The 17,036-nt window shown below is 30.6% G+C and carries 17 protein-coding genes; 11 read left to right on the top strand and 6 right to left on the bottom strand.

What is annotated here, in order from left to right:
- Window positions 1–79: 79 nt before the first annotated feature.
- Both ACH5TW_RS03205 and ACH5TW_RS03200 read right to left on the bottom strand, forming a co-directional pair.
- Window positions 80–304 (bottom strand): hypothetical protein, encoded by a 225-nt coding sequence (locus ACH5TW_RS03205; protein WP_439335043.1) that lies wholly within the window; start codon window positions 302–304, stop codon window positions 80–82.
- 31 nt (window positions 305–335) lie between these two features.
- Window positions 336–1,295: a Gfo/Idh/MocA family protein gene (locus ACH5TW_RS03200; RefSeq protein ID WP_439335042.1), complete on the bottom strand. Its 960-nt coding sequence runs from the start codon at window positions 1,293–1,295 to the stop codon at window positions 336–338.
- Between the two features lie 147 nt (window positions 1,296–1,442).
- Here ACH5TW_RS03200 and ACH5TW_RS03195 point away from each other — a divergent pair, with 147 nt between their 5' ends.
- Window positions 1,443–2,084, top strand: coding sequence for a protein-L-isoaspartate(D-aspartate) O-methyltransferase (locus ACH5TW_RS03195; RefSeq protein WP_439335041.1), 642 nt, complete (start codon window positions 1,443–1,445; stop codon window positions 2,082–2,084).
- Window positions 2,085–2,095: 11 nt separating this feature from the next.
- On the opposite strand, the gene ACH5TW_RS03190 is transcribed toward ACH5TW_RS03195, so the two are convergent.
- The 3 genes from ACH5TW_RS03190 to smpB form a co-directional block, all read right to left on the bottom strand.
- Window positions 2,096–2,641, bottom strand: coding sequence for a pyridoxamine 5'-phosphate oxidase family protein (locus tag ACH5TW_RS03190; protein WP_439335040.1), 546 nt, complete (start codon window positions 2,639–2,641; stop codon window positions 2,096–2,098).
- A gap of 24 nt (window positions 2,642–2,665) precedes the next feature.
- The gene (locus ACH5TW_RS03185) at window positions 2,666–3,196 is read right to left on the bottom strand and encodes a thioredoxin domain-containing protein (RefSeq protein ID WP_439335039.1); all 531 of its coding nucleotides are present in this window, start codon (window positions 3,194–3,196) and stop codon (window positions 2,666–2,668) included.
- Window positions 3,197–3,279: 83 nt separating this feature from the next.
- Window positions 3,280–3,738 (bottom strand): SsrA-binding protein SmpB, encoded by a 459-nt coding sequence (gene smpB / locus ACH5TW_RS03180; RefSeq protein WP_439335038.1) that lies wholly within the window; start codon window positions 3,736–3,738, stop codon window positions 3,280–3,282.
- A gap of 138 nt (window positions 3,739–3,876) precedes the next feature.
- Here smpB and ACH5TW_RS03175 point away from each other — a divergent pair, with 138 nt between their 5' ends.
- The 3 genes from ACH5TW_RS03175 (at window position 3,877) to ACH5TW_RS03165 (ending at window position 7,920) form a co-directional block, all read left to right on the top strand.
- Window positions 3,877–5,472 (top strand): S41 family peptidase, encoded by a 1,596-nt coding sequence (locus ACH5TW_RS03175; RefSeq protein ID WP_439335037.1) that lies wholly within the window; start codon window positions 3,877–3,879, stop codon window positions 5,470–5,472.
- 145 nt (window positions 5,473–5,617) lie between these two features.
- Window positions 5,618–7,018: a dihydrolipoyl dehydrogenase gene (gene lpdA / locus ACH5TW_RS03170; protein WP_439335036.1), complete on the top strand. Its 1,401-nt coding sequence runs from the start codon at window positions 5,618–5,620 to the stop codon at window positions 7,016–7,018.
- A gap of 65 nt (window positions 7,019–7,083) precedes the next feature.
- Window positions 7,084–7,920 (top strand): DUF922 domain-containing protein, encoded by an 837-nt coding sequence (locus tag ACH5TW_RS03165; RefSeq protein ID WP_439335035.1) that lies wholly within the window; start codon window positions 7,084–7,086, stop codon window positions 7,918–7,920.
- A 9-nt stretch (window positions 7,921–7,929) separates the two neighbouring features.
- Here ACH5TW_RS03165 and ACH5TW_RS03160 read toward each other — a convergent pair whose 3' ends face one another.
- A complete protein-coding gene (locus ACH5TW_RS03160; RefSeq protein ID WP_439335034.1) occupies window positions 7,930–8,712 on the bottom strand; it encodes a S1/P1 nuclease in 783 nt (260 codons plus the stop codon).
- A 355-nt stretch (window positions 8,713–9,067) separates the two neighbouring features.
- Between ACH5TW_RS03160 and ACH5TW_RS03155 the strand changes: the two genes are divergently transcribed.
- The 7 genes from ACH5TW_RS03155 to ACH5TW_RS03125 all read left to right on the top strand — a co-directional run bounded on the left by ACH5TW_RS03155 (window position 9,068) and on the right by ACH5TW_RS03125 (window position 16,944).
- Complete coding sequence (locus ACH5TW_RS03155) at window positions 9,068–9,208, top strand: hypothetical protein (RefSeq protein WP_439335033.1); 141 nt, start codon at window positions 9,068–9,070, stop codon at window positions 9,206–9,208.
- Between the two features lie 49 nt (window positions 9,209–9,257).
- Window positions 9,258–11,639, top strand: coding sequence for a TonB-dependent receptor (locus tag ACH5TW_RS03150; RefSeq protein ID WP_439335032.1), 2,382 nt, complete (start codon window positions 9,258–9,260; stop codon window positions 11,637–11,639).
- Window positions 11,640–11,644: 5 nt separating this feature from the next.
- On the top strand, window positions 11,645–12,490 hold the full coding sequence (locus tag ACH5TW_RS03145; protein WP_439335031.1) for a DUF4249 domain-containing protein: 846 nt from the start codon (window positions 11,645–11,647) through the stop codon (window positions 12,488–12,490).
- Between the two features lie 265 nt (window positions 12,491–12,755).
- Complete coding sequence (locus ACH5TW_RS03140) at window positions 12,756–13,331, top strand: RNA polymerase sigma factor (protein ID WP_439335030.1); 576 nt, start codon at window positions 12,756–12,758, stop codon at window positions 13,329–13,331.
- The gene (locus ACH5TW_RS03135) at window positions 13,331–13,504 is read left to right on the top strand and encodes a hypothetical protein (RefSeq protein WP_439335029.1); all 174 of its coding nucleotides are present in this window, start codon (window positions 13,331–13,333) and stop codon (window positions 13,502–13,504) included. The genes ACH5TW_RS03140 and ACH5TW_RS03135 overlap by 1 nt, the downstream gene beginning before the upstream one ends.
- 33 nt (window positions 13,505–13,537) lie before the next feature.
- Window positions 13,538–14,365 carry a mechanosensitive ion channel family protein gene (locus tag ACH5TW_RS03130; RefSeq protein ID WP_439335028.1) on the top strand — a complete coding sequence of 276 codons (828 nt, stop codon included), beginning with the start codon at window positions 13,538–13,540 and terminating at the stop codon, window positions 14,363–14,365.
- A 149-nt stretch (window positions 14,366–14,514) separates the two neighbouring features.
- A complete protein-coding gene (locus tag ACH5TW_RS03125) occupies window positions 14,515–16,944 on the top strand; it encodes a glycoside hydrolase family 31 protein (protein WP_439335027.1) in 2,430 nt (809 codons plus the stop codon).
- The last annotated feature ends 92 nt before the right edge of the window (window positions 16,945–17,036 follow it).

Below are 17,036 nucleotides of genomic sequence, written 5' to 3'. Positions count from 1 at the left end.
GTTTTACTATTCCCTTGCAGAAGGAGATCTCTATTTTTAACCTTCCTTTAAAAAAACGTTTTTTTATGTTTTTAGAATACTAAAGAGTTAAAATATTTGTGGAATTTAAAAGGTAAATTATACCGACAGTAATACCTCCAGAAACCATTATAGCTCCTGTCCAATAATACATTCTTGTTCCCCAGTTTTTCCACATTTTTTCACCATATTCATTTTTTCCAAAAGCATTAGTAAGCTTCCAATATAAAAACGTGATTATTGTAAAAATTAATATTGTTATTGCAACTATCCAAAATTTTTCCATTTTAAATTTTTTTAGTTCATTAGTTTTTTATTTAAAAACAATTAATAATCTGTGTAGCAACGCGTAATGCTTCGGTACCGTCATGTAGGGTTACAATAGGTGTTGTGTTATTGTTGATAGCATCTGCGAAAGTTTCTAATTCGTCTAAAATAGAATTATTGTCAGCTACTTTAGGGTTGTCAAAATAGATTTGTTTTTTCACACCTTCAGCATTTTGCAATACCATATCAAAATCACCAGGATTTTCTGGAGCATCTTTCATTTTAACAACTTCACATTTCTTTTCAAGAAAATCTACAGAGATATAGGCATCTTTTTGAAAGAAACGTGCTTTACGCATTCTTTTAAGTGAAATTCTACTTGCCGTTAAGTTCGCTACACAACCGTTTTCAAATTCTAATCTGGCATTGGCAATATCTGGTGTGTCACTTATAACCGAGACACCGCTTGCAGATACATTCTTGACTTTAGATTTTACGATGCTTAAAATAATATCGATATCATGAATCATTAAATCTAAAACTACTGGTACATCTGTACCACGCGGATTAAATTCTGCTAATCTATGCGTTTCAATAAACATAGGCGATTTAATATCGTCTCTAATAGCTAAAAATGCTGGGTTAAAACGCTCTACATGTCCTACTTGTCCGCGTAAATTATTGTCGGCCAATAACTGCCTAATATGTTCGGCTTCTTCAACCGTATTGGTAATAGGTTTTTCAATAAAAATGTGCTTGCCCTTTGCAATGGCTTGTTTTGCACAATCGTAATGAGATAGGGTAGGTGTTACAATATCTACCACATCAACCGCATCGATGAGTGATTCAATAGAATCGAAAAATTTATATCCAAATTCGGCTTCTACTTTTTTACCATTTGTTTCATCTGCATCATAAAACCCTATAAGGTTGTATTTTTCAGATTGATTAAGAAGTCTTAAATGAATTTTCCCTAGGTGGCCAGCACCAAGTACACCAACTTTTAGCATAATTATTTACGTTTTCAACAAAAATAAGATATTTAACACATGAATTTGATGATTTAACATGAATTTTTTAGTGAAAATAAAATGTGATAAAATTGTTTTCAGCTTTAAAATCTTTGACTAATTTTAGCAGAATAAACCAGACCAACATTGAAAGACACTTTTAAGCACAAGGGATTAAGACAGCAGTTAGTTAACGTATTAAAAAAGAAAGGAATAAGCAATGAAGCTGTTTTGAATGCTATTGGCAAAATACCGAGACATTTGTTTATGGATTCTAGCTTTTTAGACCATGCTTATCAAGACAAGGCATTTCCTATTTCGGCAGATCAAACTATTTCTCAACCGTATACTGTTGCTTTTCAAAGTGAACTATTAAAGGTGAAGAAAGACCATAAAATTCTTGAAATTGGTACAGGCAGTGGTTATCAAACTGCGGTTTTGTGTGAGTTAGGAGCTAAAGTATATAGTATTGAGCGCCAACAAGAGTTGTTTAAAAAAACGAGTAAGTTTTTCCCAAAATTAGGCTACCGTGCTAAGAAACTTATTTTTGGCGATGGTTATAAGGGGCTCTCAGATGAAGCGCCTTTTGATAGCATTATTGTAACAGCGGGTGCACCTTTTGTACCTAAACCCTTGTTGAGCCAGTTGAAAATTGGAGGCAGACTTGTAATTCCTGTGGGTGACGATGTTCAAATTATGACACTTTTTATAAGAAAAGGCCAAAAAGAATTTGAACAAGAGGAATTTGGTGAATTTCGATTTGTGCCTTTATTGGAGGATAAGAATTAGGTTGTTAGCTGTTAGCTAGAGACTATATTAGTCTCAAAACCATCAATACTTTTGGTGTTTTTTTCTTGCCAATAGGATTTGATTTTTTCTTTTCCTTGTTTTTCAGACCAAGCATTTAGCATACCGCGTTCTTCTTTAAAATCCATGAATAGTACTGAATAACCGCATGAGGTTTGCACTAAATCGATATCTAATTCAATAATTTGTCTTGAGCCTGTATTTTGTTCGAATAAATCAATATACTTATGAAATTTAGTATCTCTTTCGTGGTATATTTTGGCAGTTCCGTAAAGTCTTAAAATAAGAGGCTTGCCTTCAAAAGCACAAAACATAATAGTCATTCTATCATTTTTTAAAAGATGTGCAGCTGTTTCGTTACCACTTCCAGTAAGGTTTAACCAAACCAATTTGTTGGGGTTTAAAACACGAAGACTATCATGTCCTTTAGGTGAAATATTTATACGACCATCTTGTGCAGCAGTACCAACAAAAAATATTTTTTGCTTTTTAATGAAGTCTTCTAATTCTGGTGTTATTTCTGGAACTTGTTTGCCCATAATAAAGAGGTTTTAACCAGTAGTTTATCTTAAATACTTTTTAGGAATAGGATTTTCTTCGGTTTCTTGTGTCCAGTAAATGTTAACTATCCACCAGCGTTCACCATCATTTAGTAACTGAATACTATTAATACCTCTCATAAAAGGTTCTTCATCAGATTCACTATAAAACGTTTCATAAGTACTAAATACTTGAGAAATATTTCCAAAGGTATCTACTTTACGATGTATTTCTTTTTCAAAAAAACCATTTTCAACAAGCCATTTCCCAGAACTTTTAATATAATCATCTGGTTTCATGTAACGTATTTCATAGATACCTTCTTTATTTTTCCATGAAGGAATTAATTTAGCATCAGGTTTAAATAAAAATTTGAAAAGATCCCAATCTCTTTCTTTACCTTTTTCTCCAGAAATCACATTGTATAGAGACTCTATAGTATTATCAAGCGTTGATACGTTAGTTGTATAATCTTTTTTAGATTCTGTTTTTTCTTGAGAATTAGATGTTATCGATATAAAACTTATCGCTAACAATAGTATTAGTTTTTTCATTAATAGAAAGTATTTATTTAAGCGTACAAATTAAAGATTTGTATAGTGTTGAAGCGTTAAGGCTTTCTTAAATTTAAGAAATGCTATTTGTAATTTTTCTTTATTCTATCTAAATCGCGTTTATTATCACGATCTTTTATACTCTCACGTTTATCGAATAGTTTTTTACCTTTAGCTAAAGCAATATCTACTTTGGCATAGCCTTTTTCATTTATAAATAACCGTAATGGAATAATAGTAAGTCCCGTATTTTGAACTTCTTTAAGTAACTTTTTAAGTTCTTTTTTGTTTAAAAGGAGCTTTCTTTCGGCTTTAGGTCTGTGATTGTAGTAATTACCAAAAGCATATTCTTCAATAGTGGCATTAATTATAAAAAGCTCACCTTTATCATTAAACTCACAAAAACTTTCGGCAATAGAAGCTTTACTACTTCGTATCGATTTAATTTCGGTACCAGATAATACAATACCAGCGGTATACTTATCTAATATTTCATATAGAAAGCGTGCTTTTTTGTTTTGTATGTTAATCTTTTTCTGCATCGACCACAAAACTACATAAATTTATTCTCACTATGTTGTTTGAAATTGTTGAAAAGTTAAATAATATGAAATAGATTTTGAATTTGCTTAAATACAAGTAATTTAGAGGTTCGTTAAAAATTCCCGATTATAATTTATATGAAGAAACTGTTTTTGTCTATACTTGTTTTTATACTTTTAGTTTCATGTAATAGTGTTAAAAAGTATAACGAGCAAACTACGAAGTTACATCCTATTGAAGATTTGCGTAGCGATGTTGATAAGGTATACAAGCAGTTAAAAAAGCACCATCCTAAACTCTATCAATACACTTCTAAAGAAGATTTAGATTTTAAGTTTGATAGTCTCAAATCTTCTATAAAAACACCAATTAATTCACGCGAGTTTTATAAAAAGCTAGCACCTGTAGTAAGGTTTGTAAGGCAGGGACATATATCTGTAGGTTCTGCTAATAAACGTTTTTCTAAAAAAGAAAGGAACCTTTTAAAAAAGAAAAAATTTCAATTTTATAATTTAAATTTTGAATATTTAAACCAGAAGCTTTGGGTTACCAATGTTAGAGGTGTAGACACTTTATTAATAGGAAGTGAGGTTGTAAAAATTGAAGATGAGTTAGCAACCGATTTAGTAGGTCGTTATAAAACACGTTTTGCTTCCGATGGTTTTAATAAAACTTTATACGATAGATATGTTGGCAAAGGGTTTCGGTATTTCTATTATAAAGATAAAGGCTTTTTAGATAGTTTAACTGTAACATTTAAATTAAAAGATTCTTTATTTAGTAGAACATTTAAACGCATAGAGAAAGACAAAAAACAGGATTCAATAGCAGATAGCAAGAAGAAAGAATTAGTAAAAAAGCCAAAATTAAGTAAAATAGAAAAAAAGAATAACCGCATTGCTGCTAAAGTAAAACGTAAGAAAGATAGAAAGTATGGTTTTATAAGTAAGGATAAAGGTTATACAAGAAGCTTTAAGTTTTTAGAAGCAGATAGTACTTTGGCTTATATGAAGATTAAAGCTTTTGGTAATAGAAACTACAAGAAATTCTATAAAGAAAGTTTTGCCGAATTAGAAACAACTAAAACTAAAAACCTTATTCTAGATTTAAGAGATAATGGAGGTGGAAGAATTTCAGAAGTAGATTATTTATATGCTTATTTAACTGATAAAAATTATAAACTTGTTGAAGAAAGCGAGGTTGCAAATCGTTTACCTTATTTTAGTTTTTTAATGAGTAATAAAAGTCCGAATGCATTAAAAATTATTTCAGGAATATTTTCGCCTTTTATCGTCATGCATAATCTCATTAAAACAAAAAAACGTGATGGAAGGTTTTATTATAATCTTAGATTTTCAAAAGAGAAATCACCAAATCCATTGCATTATAAAGGTGATTTGTATGTGTTGATTAATGGAAATTCTTTTTCGGCATCTACGCTTATTTCAACACATCTTAAAGCTAATAAAAGAGCTATTTTTGTTGGGGAAGAAACAGGAGGAGCCTATAATGGTTGTGTGGCTGGTATTTATAAAATTTACAAAATGCCAACATCAAAACTAAAAATTAGAATGGGTTTGATGCAAATTGAAACGCCTTATAATCAAAATCCAGATGGTTATGGCGTAAAACCAGATGTTGAAATATTACCAACTATTGAAGATAGAAAACTTAAAAAAGATCCAGAATTAGAATGGGTTTTAGCTCATATTAACAAAAAGAAGCATTCGTAATTAAAAGTTAGAGTTATTGCGAATTTATATCGACTTTATTGTTAAAATTATAAATTCATTTATAAAATATTGTTTTTTATTGCCTTCCCATAAAACATTTGTATTTTTGAAATTGATTTAAAAAAACGAACGTCAAAAATATATTATGAACTCATATGATGTAGCCGTTATAGGCTCAGGTCCTGGAGGATATGTTGCAGCTATACGTTGCGCACAATTAGGCATGAAAACTGCCATTATAGAAAAATATAGTACATTAGGAGGAACTTGTTTAAATGTAGGTTGTATACCTAGTAAAGCGCTTTTAGATTCGTCTCACCATTACGAAGATGCTATTAAACATTTTGAAGAGCATGGAATTGAAATTCCTGGTGAAGTTAAAGTGAATTTAGAAAAAATGATAGCTCGTAAACAAGCTGTTGTAGATCAAACTACTGGTGGGATTGACTTTTTAATGAAGAAAAACAACATTGATGTTTATCAAGGATTAGGAAGCTTTAAAGATGCAACGCATATTACAATTTCAGGAGAAGAAACAACTGAGGTTGAAGCAAAAAATACCATTATTGCCACAGGAAGTAAGCCGTCAAGTTTACCTTTTATTTCTATAGATAAAGAACGTGTTATTACGTCTACTGAGGCTTTAAAACTTAAAGAAATACCAAAACATTTAATCGTTATTGGAGGAGGTGTTATTGGTTTAGAGCTTGGGCAAGTGTATAAGCGTTTAGGAGCAGAAGTATCAGTAGTAGAGTATGCCGATAGAATTGTACCAACAATGGATAAAGGGGTTTCAAAAGAACTTAATAAAGTTTTGAAGAAACAAAAATTCAAAATAAATACTTCACATCAAGTAAAATCTGTAGAGCGTGTTGGCGATGAAGTTATCGTGAAAGCAGATAATAAAAAAGGAGAAGAAGTAGAATTTAAAGGCGATTATTGTTTAGTATCTGTGGGACGTAAACCTTACACTGATGGATTAAATGCTGAAGCTGCAGGCGTAAAACTGACTGATAGAGGTCAAGTTGAAGTTAACGATCATTTACAAACAAGCGCATCAAATATCTATGCAATTGGTGATGTTGTAAAAGGTGCTATGTTAGCTCATAAAGCTGAAGAAGAAGGTGTGTTTGTTGCTGAAACTTTAGCAGGACAAAAACCACATATCGATTATAATTTAATTCCAGGTGTTGTTTATACGTGGCCAGAAGTTGCTGCTGTTGGTAAAACCGAAGAGCAACTTAAAGAGGCTGGTGTAGCATACAAAACAGGGCAGTTTCCTATGCGTGCTTTAGGTAGAAGTAGAGCGAGTATGGATTTAGATGGTTTTGTAAAGATTTTAGCTGATAAAACGACTGATGAAATTTTAGGAGTACACATGGTTGGCGCTCGTGCTGCCGATATGATTGCTGAAGCTGTAGTGGCTATGGAATATAGAGCATCTGCTGAAGATGTGTCTAGAATGTCTCATGCGCATCCTACATTTACAGAAGCTATTAAAGAAGCTGCTTTAGCGGCAACTGATGATAGAGCCTTGCATATTTAAAATCATATATTTTATATATATTTAAAGCAACCTATTTTAGGTTGCTTTTTAATTTAATCTATTTTATGAAAAGAGTATTAGTTGTTTTATGTCTTATTGGTTTTGTTTCATGTTCACCTAAATTAAGGAGTTCTGTAATTAAAAAATTGCCTGAACTTTCAAAAGATGAATTGGTAGTTGTTATAGACATTGTTGATGAACAAATAATTTTAGGTGAAAAAATAGGAGAAATAAAAGCAACTGATAATGGTTTTTCAAATAACTGTTCTTATTATGAAAATATTAATAACTTAAAAGAACTGGCTAGATTATCTGGAGCAAATCTTGTAAAAATAACAAAGCACAAACCCGCAGATAAAATGAGTACATGCCATAGGTTGTGGGCAAATATTTATAAAGTGGATAATGCAAAAACATATGAAACAGGAATAGAGTGGTCTGCAAATCGAAAATTAACGTGGGATGATTTTAAAGGAGAACCTGATATAATAAGTTTTCCAAATGCATTAGCCGTTACAAACTCTGGTTTTGGTTATGAGCCTGGAAGCTTAAATTTATTTAAAAAGGGAAAACTTTTTGTTAGAAATGTCTTTTATAATAATGGTAGTTGGGTGTTGCCTAAAGGAAGAACAGATTATGTTTTAAGACACGAACAAATTCATTTCGATATTACAGAAATTTATACTAGAAAATTACGAAAAGCATTAATTGATGCTAATATTACAGCCACTGACTCAAATAGAGCTCTTGCTATTTTTGAGAGCATTAAGAATGAATGGCAAAAACGTCAAGAGGATTACGATTATAAAACGAAACATGGTTTGAAAAAAGAAACTCAAGAAGAGTGGGAAGCCATTGTAATACTTGAATTAGCTAGATATGATTTGTATAAAACTAATTAGTTCTTTTACTTAAAACAAATCATTCAAAATTTTAGCTAGTCGAATACCTCCTTTTTGGAGTTGTGTTCTTACGGTTTTAAAATTATCATAAGAATAGCGATAGCGTAAATTTTCTTCGGGTTTAACGTTAGCATATATTTGTTTTGTTAATTGATGTGTGTCATTTACCCAATCAACTATACTTCCTGCTTGTATCGCTTTTATTTGTTCTTTGCTTAATACATCAGCATTTTCAGCAAGTTCGCTATAACTCATATCATAACTATTAATCATTTTAGTATCCCAAACGGCATGTAAGTTTGTGTCGTTGTAAAACCATTGCAGTTTAAAGTCGTTTCCGCCTTTATCTTCAGCAAGTCCAACATGCATTGGTTGGTGTAAATCGCCAATAAAATGAATTAATAATTTTAGATAAAAAGCTTTGTCGTCATCACTAGAATTGTCGTCTTTAATAATTTTAATACAATGTTCAATTCCTGTAACAAGGTCGCCTGATTCACTTTTTTTAGAATCCTCATAATTTGAGTCTAAAGGCATATTTACATAATGCCATGTGTAAAAGTCGTTATATCTTTTGTCAGATTTAATGTCATCTGCATAAGTAGAAACAAAAGCTAAAGATTCGTTATGCAGTAACTCTCTAAGTTTTCTTTTGGTTTTAGATTTAAGGTATTGATCGGCAATTTTTCCAACTACGCGGTGTCCTGTTGGTCCCCAGATATCGTTGGAAGCTGAACTATAATTAGAAAGTGAAAAAAGAAAAATTAGTAAGTAAACAAGAGGTGTTTTCATGGGGTAAATTATTTATATAAAATAAAATTAGTAAAAAAATACTTTATAATGTAACCTTTTATGTTTTCATATGGCAATTAGGTAACTATTTGTTTTATCAATAAAAAATAAACAGGCAATTATATTTACTGAAGCTTTTTAAGAAAGGGCTTTAACGGCTTTTGAAAATAGAGCTTTGTTATATATAGAAACTTTAACTTTTTATATAGTTAAACTTTTTATAACAATTAAAAGAACAGCCTAAAAAGGTTGTTTTTTATGCCTAAAAAATAAATATAGTAATTCATGCAACCTTTTGTTTTTTTATATGTCAATGAAGTAGTTGTTTATTTCATCAATCAAAAAACGAATAATCATGAATCAAAAAGACACAAATCAGTCAACTAAAATTTTCACTCCTTTTTTAGGATTTGGATGGTATACAGGAACTAGTTCAAGAAATAATGCTTCAACTAGAGAAAGGACATTTCAAAATAATAATATAAAACAATTATAATCATCAATAAGAAAATAGTCATTCATCAAAAAAACGAGCAATTATTAAAATGAAAAATCAAAAAACGAAACAAATAGCATTTCTATTTATGTTATTAACAACGGTTATGTTTTCTCAAGAAAATTTTACTGTTAGTGGAATAATTAAAGAAGCTAGTAATGGAGAAACCGCATTTGGAGCCTCTGTATTTTTAAAAGGAACCTCTATTGGAGCAGTAAGTAATGAATATGGTTTTTATTCTATTTCAGCTCCTAAAGGCACATATACAGTTGTTGTGTCTTATATAGGATTTGAAGATGTGAGTCAGGAAATAATATTAGATAAAGATCAAAAAATAAATTTTGAAATTAAGGAGGCATCAACACAGTTAGACGAAGTGCTTGTTACTGCAGAAGAAACAGAACGTGTAAACCTTAAAAAACCAGAAATGAGTGTTTCTAAATTAAATATTAAAACAGTCAAACAAATGCCTGTGGTATTAGGAGAAGTCGATATTATAAAATCATTACAAATGCTTCCCGGAGTTACAAAAAATGGTGAAGGTACAGGTGGTTTTCATGTACGTGGTGGTGCGGTAGATCAGAATTTAGTATTGCTAGATGAAGCCATTATTTATAATACGTCACATATGTTAGGTTTCTTTTCTGTTTTTAATGCCGATGCTATTAAGGATATAAAATTGTATAAAGGAGGTATTCCAGCACGGTTTGGAGGTAGAACATCTTCGGTGTTAGATATTCGCCAAAAAGATGGAAATAGTAAGAACCTATCCTTAACAGGTGGTATTGGGCTAATTTCTAGTAGGCTTACTGTTGAAGGGCCTATGTTTAAAGATAAAGGCTCTTTTTTAGTAGCGGGTAGAAGTTCTTATGCAAACCTGTTTTTAAAAGCAGCAGATGAAGATAGTAGAGTTGGTTTTTACGATTTAAATCTTAAAACTAATTACAACTTAAATAATAACAACAAGTTATACTTGTCAGGATATTTTGGTAGAGATACTTTTAGATTGGGTGAAAGCTTTAAAACAAGTTATGGTAATACGTCTGGGAATATAAGATGGAATCATCTTTTTAATGAAAAACTATTTTCTAACCTATCATTAATCTATAGTAAATATGATTATGATTTAGGAATTACGAGTGAGGAATTCGATTGGGTTTCTTCAATTACGAACTACAATGTTAAATATGATTTTAAATACTATGCAAGTAATAACTTTAAATTAGATTTTGGAGCGAGTGCGATTTATTATGATTTCGATCCTGGACAAATACGTCCAACTTCTGAAACGTCTTCAGTAAATCCATTGTCTTTAGATAGAAAAAAGGCTTTTGAAAGTGGTTTGTATGTTAGTGCAGAGCATAAATTAACCGATAAATTAACAGCGCAATATGGATTGAGACACAGTGCTTTTAGTCGTTTAGGAGGACAAGCTATGATAGATTATGCTAATAATCAACCCGTAGTTTACAACAGTCTTTTAGGTATTTATCAACGTGGTACCGAAATAGGAGAAACCGATTACAAAAAAGACGAAACGATAAAAACTTTTGGTAATATAGAACCTAGAGCATCTTTAGCTTACCAATTAAACGAATCGTCTTCTATAAAGGCAGGATATTCAAGAGCAGCTCAATATATTCATTTACTATCAAATACAACATCTGTAACACCTTTGGATGTTTGGACAACAAGTGGAAAATATATAAAACCACAATTATCTAATCAGTATGCTTTAGGGTATTTTAGAGATTTTAATGACAAAAAATATTCGTTAGAAGTTGAAGGGTACTATAAAACAACAGATAACCGAATAGATTACATTGATGGTTCAGATTTAATTGGAAATAATACCATTGAAACTGAAATTTTAAATGGTGAAGCACGCGCTTATGGATTAGAATTCTTAGTACGTAAAAATGAAGGACGTTTTACTGGTTGGATAGCTTATACGTTATCTAAAGCAGAGCAAAGAACATTAGGAGGCATTGCTGGAGGTCCTGGAATTAATAGTGGAGATTGGTATAATTCAGCTTTTGATAGAACTCATGATTTTTCAATTACAGGATCTTATGAACTTAATAATAAATGGACATTTGGTAGTAATATGGTGTTTCAAACAGGAAGACCTGTAACGTATCCTAATGGTCAGTATCAATACGAAGGGCAATCAATAGCTAGTTTTTCTGCTAGAAATTCAGATAGATTACCTGCTTATCATAGGTTAGATATTTCAGCAACATATACTCCTAATAGAAAACCAAACAATCGATGGAAAGGCGAATGGGTTTTTGGTATTTATAATGTTTATAATCAGAAAAATGCAGCTTCTATTTCTTTTTCTCAAAATCAAGATTTAGGAATTAACGAAGCGACAAGAACTGCCATTTTCGGAATGGTGCCATCAGTAACTTATAACTTTAAATTTTAAGAAAAATGAATTTATATTTTAAATTAACCATATTACTTTTTGTTTTAGCTTTTACATCTTGTGAAGATGTTATTGATGTAGATGTACAAGAAGCACCAACCAGATTAGTTATTGAAGCTTCTATAGATTGGGAAAAAGGAACAATAGGAAATAATCAAACTATAAAATTGAGTAAATCAACACCTTATTTTGATGCCACAACAAATGTAAGCGTTACCAATGCATCTGTTAAAGTGACTAATAATAATAGTGCAGAAGAGTTTGTTTTTACACATCAAAGTAATGGGGCTTATACAACAACCCAGTTTGTTCCTGTTATTAATGATTCTTATACTTTAGAAGTTATATATGAAGGAGAAACTTTTACGGCCAATGAAACTTTAACACCTGTTACAGATATAACAGAAATCACCCAATCTATTGAAGATGGTTTTGATGATGAAGCTTTAGAATTTACTGTAATTTTTACAGACCCTGTAGATGAAGAAAATTATTATTTATTTAAAACTCAAAGACGAGGCGATTTACTACCAGAATTAGAAGATGGTGATGATGAATTTGTAAATGGTAATGAAATTAGCTGGTGGTTTGAAAAGGGAGAAGATGAAGACACAGATAAGATAGAAGAATATAAACCAGGAGATATCGTAGATGTTTCATTTTTTGGTATTTCTGAAGCCTATTACAATTATATTAGAATTATAATTGAGCAATCAGAAGGTGCTGGTCTTTTTAGTTCAACACCTGTGCCTTTAAGAGGTAACTGTATCAATATAACAACGCCAGATAATTATGCCTTTGGTTATTTTAGAGTAAATCAAGTAGTTAAAACAAGTTATACTTTTCAGTAGTTATTATTGTTTTTTTACAAAAAGCCACTAATCTTACTTTAAATAAAAGGTTAGTGGTTTTTTTCTTTTTTTAAGTAAAAACTTACTTAATTTTGTTTTAAATGAAATAGCACTTAAATAGTAGTTTGCGTAATGAATGCGTATTAAATTTTAACTATTTCAAAACGAATAGTTATATTTTTATTTTTTTACTATAAAGTGTGACTTCTTTAAAACAGAAGTGTCTTAAACACTATAACAACTAAATTGGCGAAAGCTATATTATTTGAAAACCCTAACAAATATTAATAAATTAACAGACGAAGAACTGGTAGATGGCATTGTGAAAAACAATGACACATTACTTTTCGAGATTCTGTATGACAGATACTCTATGTTAGTATACAATAAATGTTATGGGTTTGCTAAAGATGAAGACGAAGCAAAAGATTTGACACAAGATGTGTTTTTAAAACTCTTTGTTAAATTAGCTAGTTTTAAAGGAAAATCTAAATTTTCAACATGGTTATATTCATTTACATATAATCATTGCGTAAATTATGTGACCAGAAATACGGCTAAAAAGTTTGAAAAACAATCGGTAGATTATACTGATTTAGAAAACCTTTCAGATGAAGAAGAAGATGATACTAGTTTTTTAAGTATGAAGGTTGATAAATTGAAGGTAGCTTTAGAGCTAATTTCTCCAGAGGAGAAAATGATTTTATTACTAAAATACCAAGATTCTCTTTCTATAAAAGAGATTGAAAGTGCTTTAGGAATAGGTGAAAGTGCGGTTAAAATGAGAATTAAACGTGCTAAAGATAAACTAGTAACCGTATATACTAATAACCTTAAATAATGGAGAATCCGTTTAAATATGTAGACCAGCCTCTCAAGGAAGTTCCTCAGGAACTTAAGTCTAAGGTTATGAGTGATATTGCCATGGCAAAATTGCTTATGGAATTAGCGGCCTTATTCTCTTATAATATAGGAGACCTTATTGAGTCTGTAATAAGTAAAAGAAAAAAATAAAAATCCAAATAACCCTAACGAAAATATTAAATCATGGAAAAAGCAACAGAATTCAAAGATATTGCTATGGAATCTTTAAAAGCCATGTGGCTTGAGTTAACAAAGGTGTTTCCAAGTATAATAGGAACTATAATAGTTTTAGTTATTGGTTGGTTAATAACCAAACTTGTAGTTAAAATTATTAAGAAAGCTTTAAAAATTGCTAAAGCCAATAAATTAGATGATGTATTAAATGAAATAGAAATTGTTGAAGGTAAAAAATTGAACTTTGATACCATCAAAATTGTTTCAACTTTCGTAAAATGGGTTATGTATATTATGCTTATAATTATGGCATCAGATATTATGAATTTAACCATGATTTCTGAACAAATTAGTAACCTGTTAGGCTATTTACCTCAATTATTTGCAGCGCTAGTAATCTTTACTATCGGATTAGTTTTAGCAAACCTTATTAAGAAAGGTTTAAAATCCTTTTTCGAATCTATGGATTTATCAGGAGCAAAAATTATTAGTCAAATAGTGTTCTTTTTAATTCTAATATTTACATCTATAACAGCTTTAAATCAGGCTGGTATTGATACCGAAATTATTACAAGTAACATTACCCTGATATTGGCAGCGTTTTTATTAGCCTTTGCATTAGCTTTTGGTTTTGGCGCACAAAAAATGGTTGGCGAATTATTAAAAACGTTTTACGCTAGAAAAACATACGAAATAGGGCAAAATATAGAATTTAATAATATTAAAGGAGAGGTTGAATCTATTGATGGTGCTTCGGTAACATTAAAAACATCAGAAGGAAAACTAGTTGTTCCTATTTCAGATATTGTAGAGAGTCAAGTAAGAATACGAGATTAACTTTAAGTTAGGGTTAAAATTTGGTTGGTTATTTTTGTAAACTAAAAAACTCTCTATTTGTCCCTTTTCATTTATTTGGAAAGGGATTTTTTATGATATTAAAAAATAAATGTTATTTTTACACTTATTAATTTATGTGTGATTATTTTATGAAGAAAAATTTTTATGTATTATTAGTTTTTGTATTTGTTTTTATTTTCTCTGCTAAAGGACAAGAGTATGAACAAACACTTAAAGTTGTTAATACTCAAATAAGTAATATTAATGTTGCTATTGAGTTTTATACTCCAGAAATAGTGAGAGTATTAAAATCTCCAATTGGTAAAGATTTCGAAAAAAAGAGCCATTCAGTAATTAAAACTCCAGAAACTGTAAATTTAAGTTTGTTAGAAAATGCAGATGAAGTCATTATTTCTTCATTAAAATTAGCAGTTCATATAAATAAAAAGACAGGAAGCGTATCCTTTGTTTCTTCAGATAATAAGTCATTACTTGTTGAGAAAGATTATGGCGTTCAAATTACATCAATAAAAGATGTTGATGAAGATAGTTATGTAGTGCGTCAATCATATGTGTTAGATAGAGATGAAGAGGTTTACGGTTTAGGGCAGTTTCAAGATGGAAACATGTCTCAAAGAAATCAAAAATTACACCTTTTACAAGAAGTTTTAATTACAGCTGTTCCTGTTATGCAATCATCAAAAGGTTATGGTGTATTCTGGGATAATTATTCACCAACAGATTTTTCAGATAGTGTTTTCGAAACATCTTTTGAATCTAGAGTAGGAGATTGTGTAGATTATTATTTTATGTATGGTGGCAATGCCGATGGCGTTGTAAAACAAATAAGAGATTTAACAGGTCAAGCACCTATGTTTCCTTATTGGACTTATGGGTATTGGCAAAGTAAAGAAAGATATAAAAGTCAAGATGAAGCGGTTGGTGTTGTTAAAAAATACCGCGAATTAAAGGTTCCATTTGATGGACTAATACAAGATTGGCAATATTGGGGTAATAATTATCAATGGAACTCAATGGAGTTCTTAAATCCAGAATTCCCTAACCCTAAGAAAATGATTGATGAGGTTCACGATTTAAATGCCCATGTAATTTTTTCCATTTGGGCTTCTTTTGGGCCTAAAACCAAACCTTATAAAGAATTGAATGAAAAAGGCATGTTATTTAATTTTAAAACATGGCCTTTAACAGATAAAAATACATGGCCACAGCCAAAAGATGCTAAGAGTTCTGGAGTTAGGGTTTATGACCCGTATAATCCTGAAGCTCGCGATATTTATTGGAAATACTTAAACAAAGGTATTTTTAGTCTCGGAAACGATGGTTGGTGGATGGATTCTACCGAACCAGATCATAACGAAAGACAAGATAAAGATTATGATGAACAAACTTATTTAGGGTCGTTTAGAAAATATAGAAACTTATTTCCTTTAAAAACTGTTGGAGGTGTTTATGAACATCAGCGAGCAACACGTGAAGATAAACGTGTATTTATACTTACCCGTTCTGCATTTACTGGTCAACAACGTTTTGGAGCTAATTCATGGTCTGGCGATGTAAAAGCTGGTTGGCCTCAATTTAAAAATCAGATTTCGGCAGGGTTGAATTTTTCATTAACTGGAATTCCGTATTGGAATACTGATATTGGTGGCTTTTTCCTATGGGATTATCCTGAAAGAAATAATAATTCAGCTTATAAAGAATTGTATGTGCGTTGGTTACAATATGGAACTTTTTGTCCTATGATGCGTTCTCATGGTACCGATGGTCCGCGTGAAATTTATCAATTTGGAGATAAAGGAACTTGGGCTTATGATGCTATTGAAAAGTTTATCAATTTAAGATATAGGTTATTACCGTATATTTATTCTACGTCTTGGGATGTAACAGCAAATGCTTCCAGTATGATTCGTGCTTTAGTCATGGACTTTGCAGATGATAAAAACGCACTAGATATTAATGATGAGTATATGTTCGGAAAATCATTATTAGTTTGTCCTGTAACAGATCCAATGTATGTTGATGTAAAAAAGGATGGTAATAGATTTATTGGAGGAAAAGAAGATTTTAGTACAACAAAATCAAGAGCGGTTTTTTTACCAGCAAATACAAAATGGATAGATTTTTGGACAGGAGAAACATATGATGGCGGACAGACTATTCAAGCTGAAGCGGCTATTGATATTATGCCTTTATATGTAAAATCGGGTTCAATTTTACCAATGGGACCTTTTGTTCAATATGCTAACGAAAAAAATAATGCGCCTATAGAAATTCGTGTGTATCCTGGTGCCGATGGCGAATTTATTTTGTATGATGATGAAAAAGATAACTATAATTATGAGAAAGGATTATTTTCTACCATTAAGTTTAGTTGGGATGATGAAAATAAAATTTTAACAATAGGAAAAAGAACAGGTGCTTTTCCTAAGATGATTAAAAAACGTCAATTTAATATTGTAGTTGTTAATGATATTAATGGAAATGGCATGCAAATTCCTAAAGCAATCAATAAAAGTGTTGTTTACAAAGGAAAAGAATTGGTTTTAAAAATCAATTAATAAGTAGTAATTTAAAAAAGTCCCTTTTCATTTATTTGGAAAGGGATTTTTTTGTTTGTAGATAATTATAATTATCTATAAAAAAGTAACTT

This window comes from Thalassobellus sediminis (genome assembly GCF_044386045.1).
GTDB classification, from domain to species: domain Bacteria; phylum Bacteroidota; class Bacteroidia; order Flavobacteriales; family Flavobacteriaceae; genus Thalassobellus; species Thalassobellus sediminis.
This window is presented reverse-complemented; position numbering and strand designations above follow the sequence as displayed.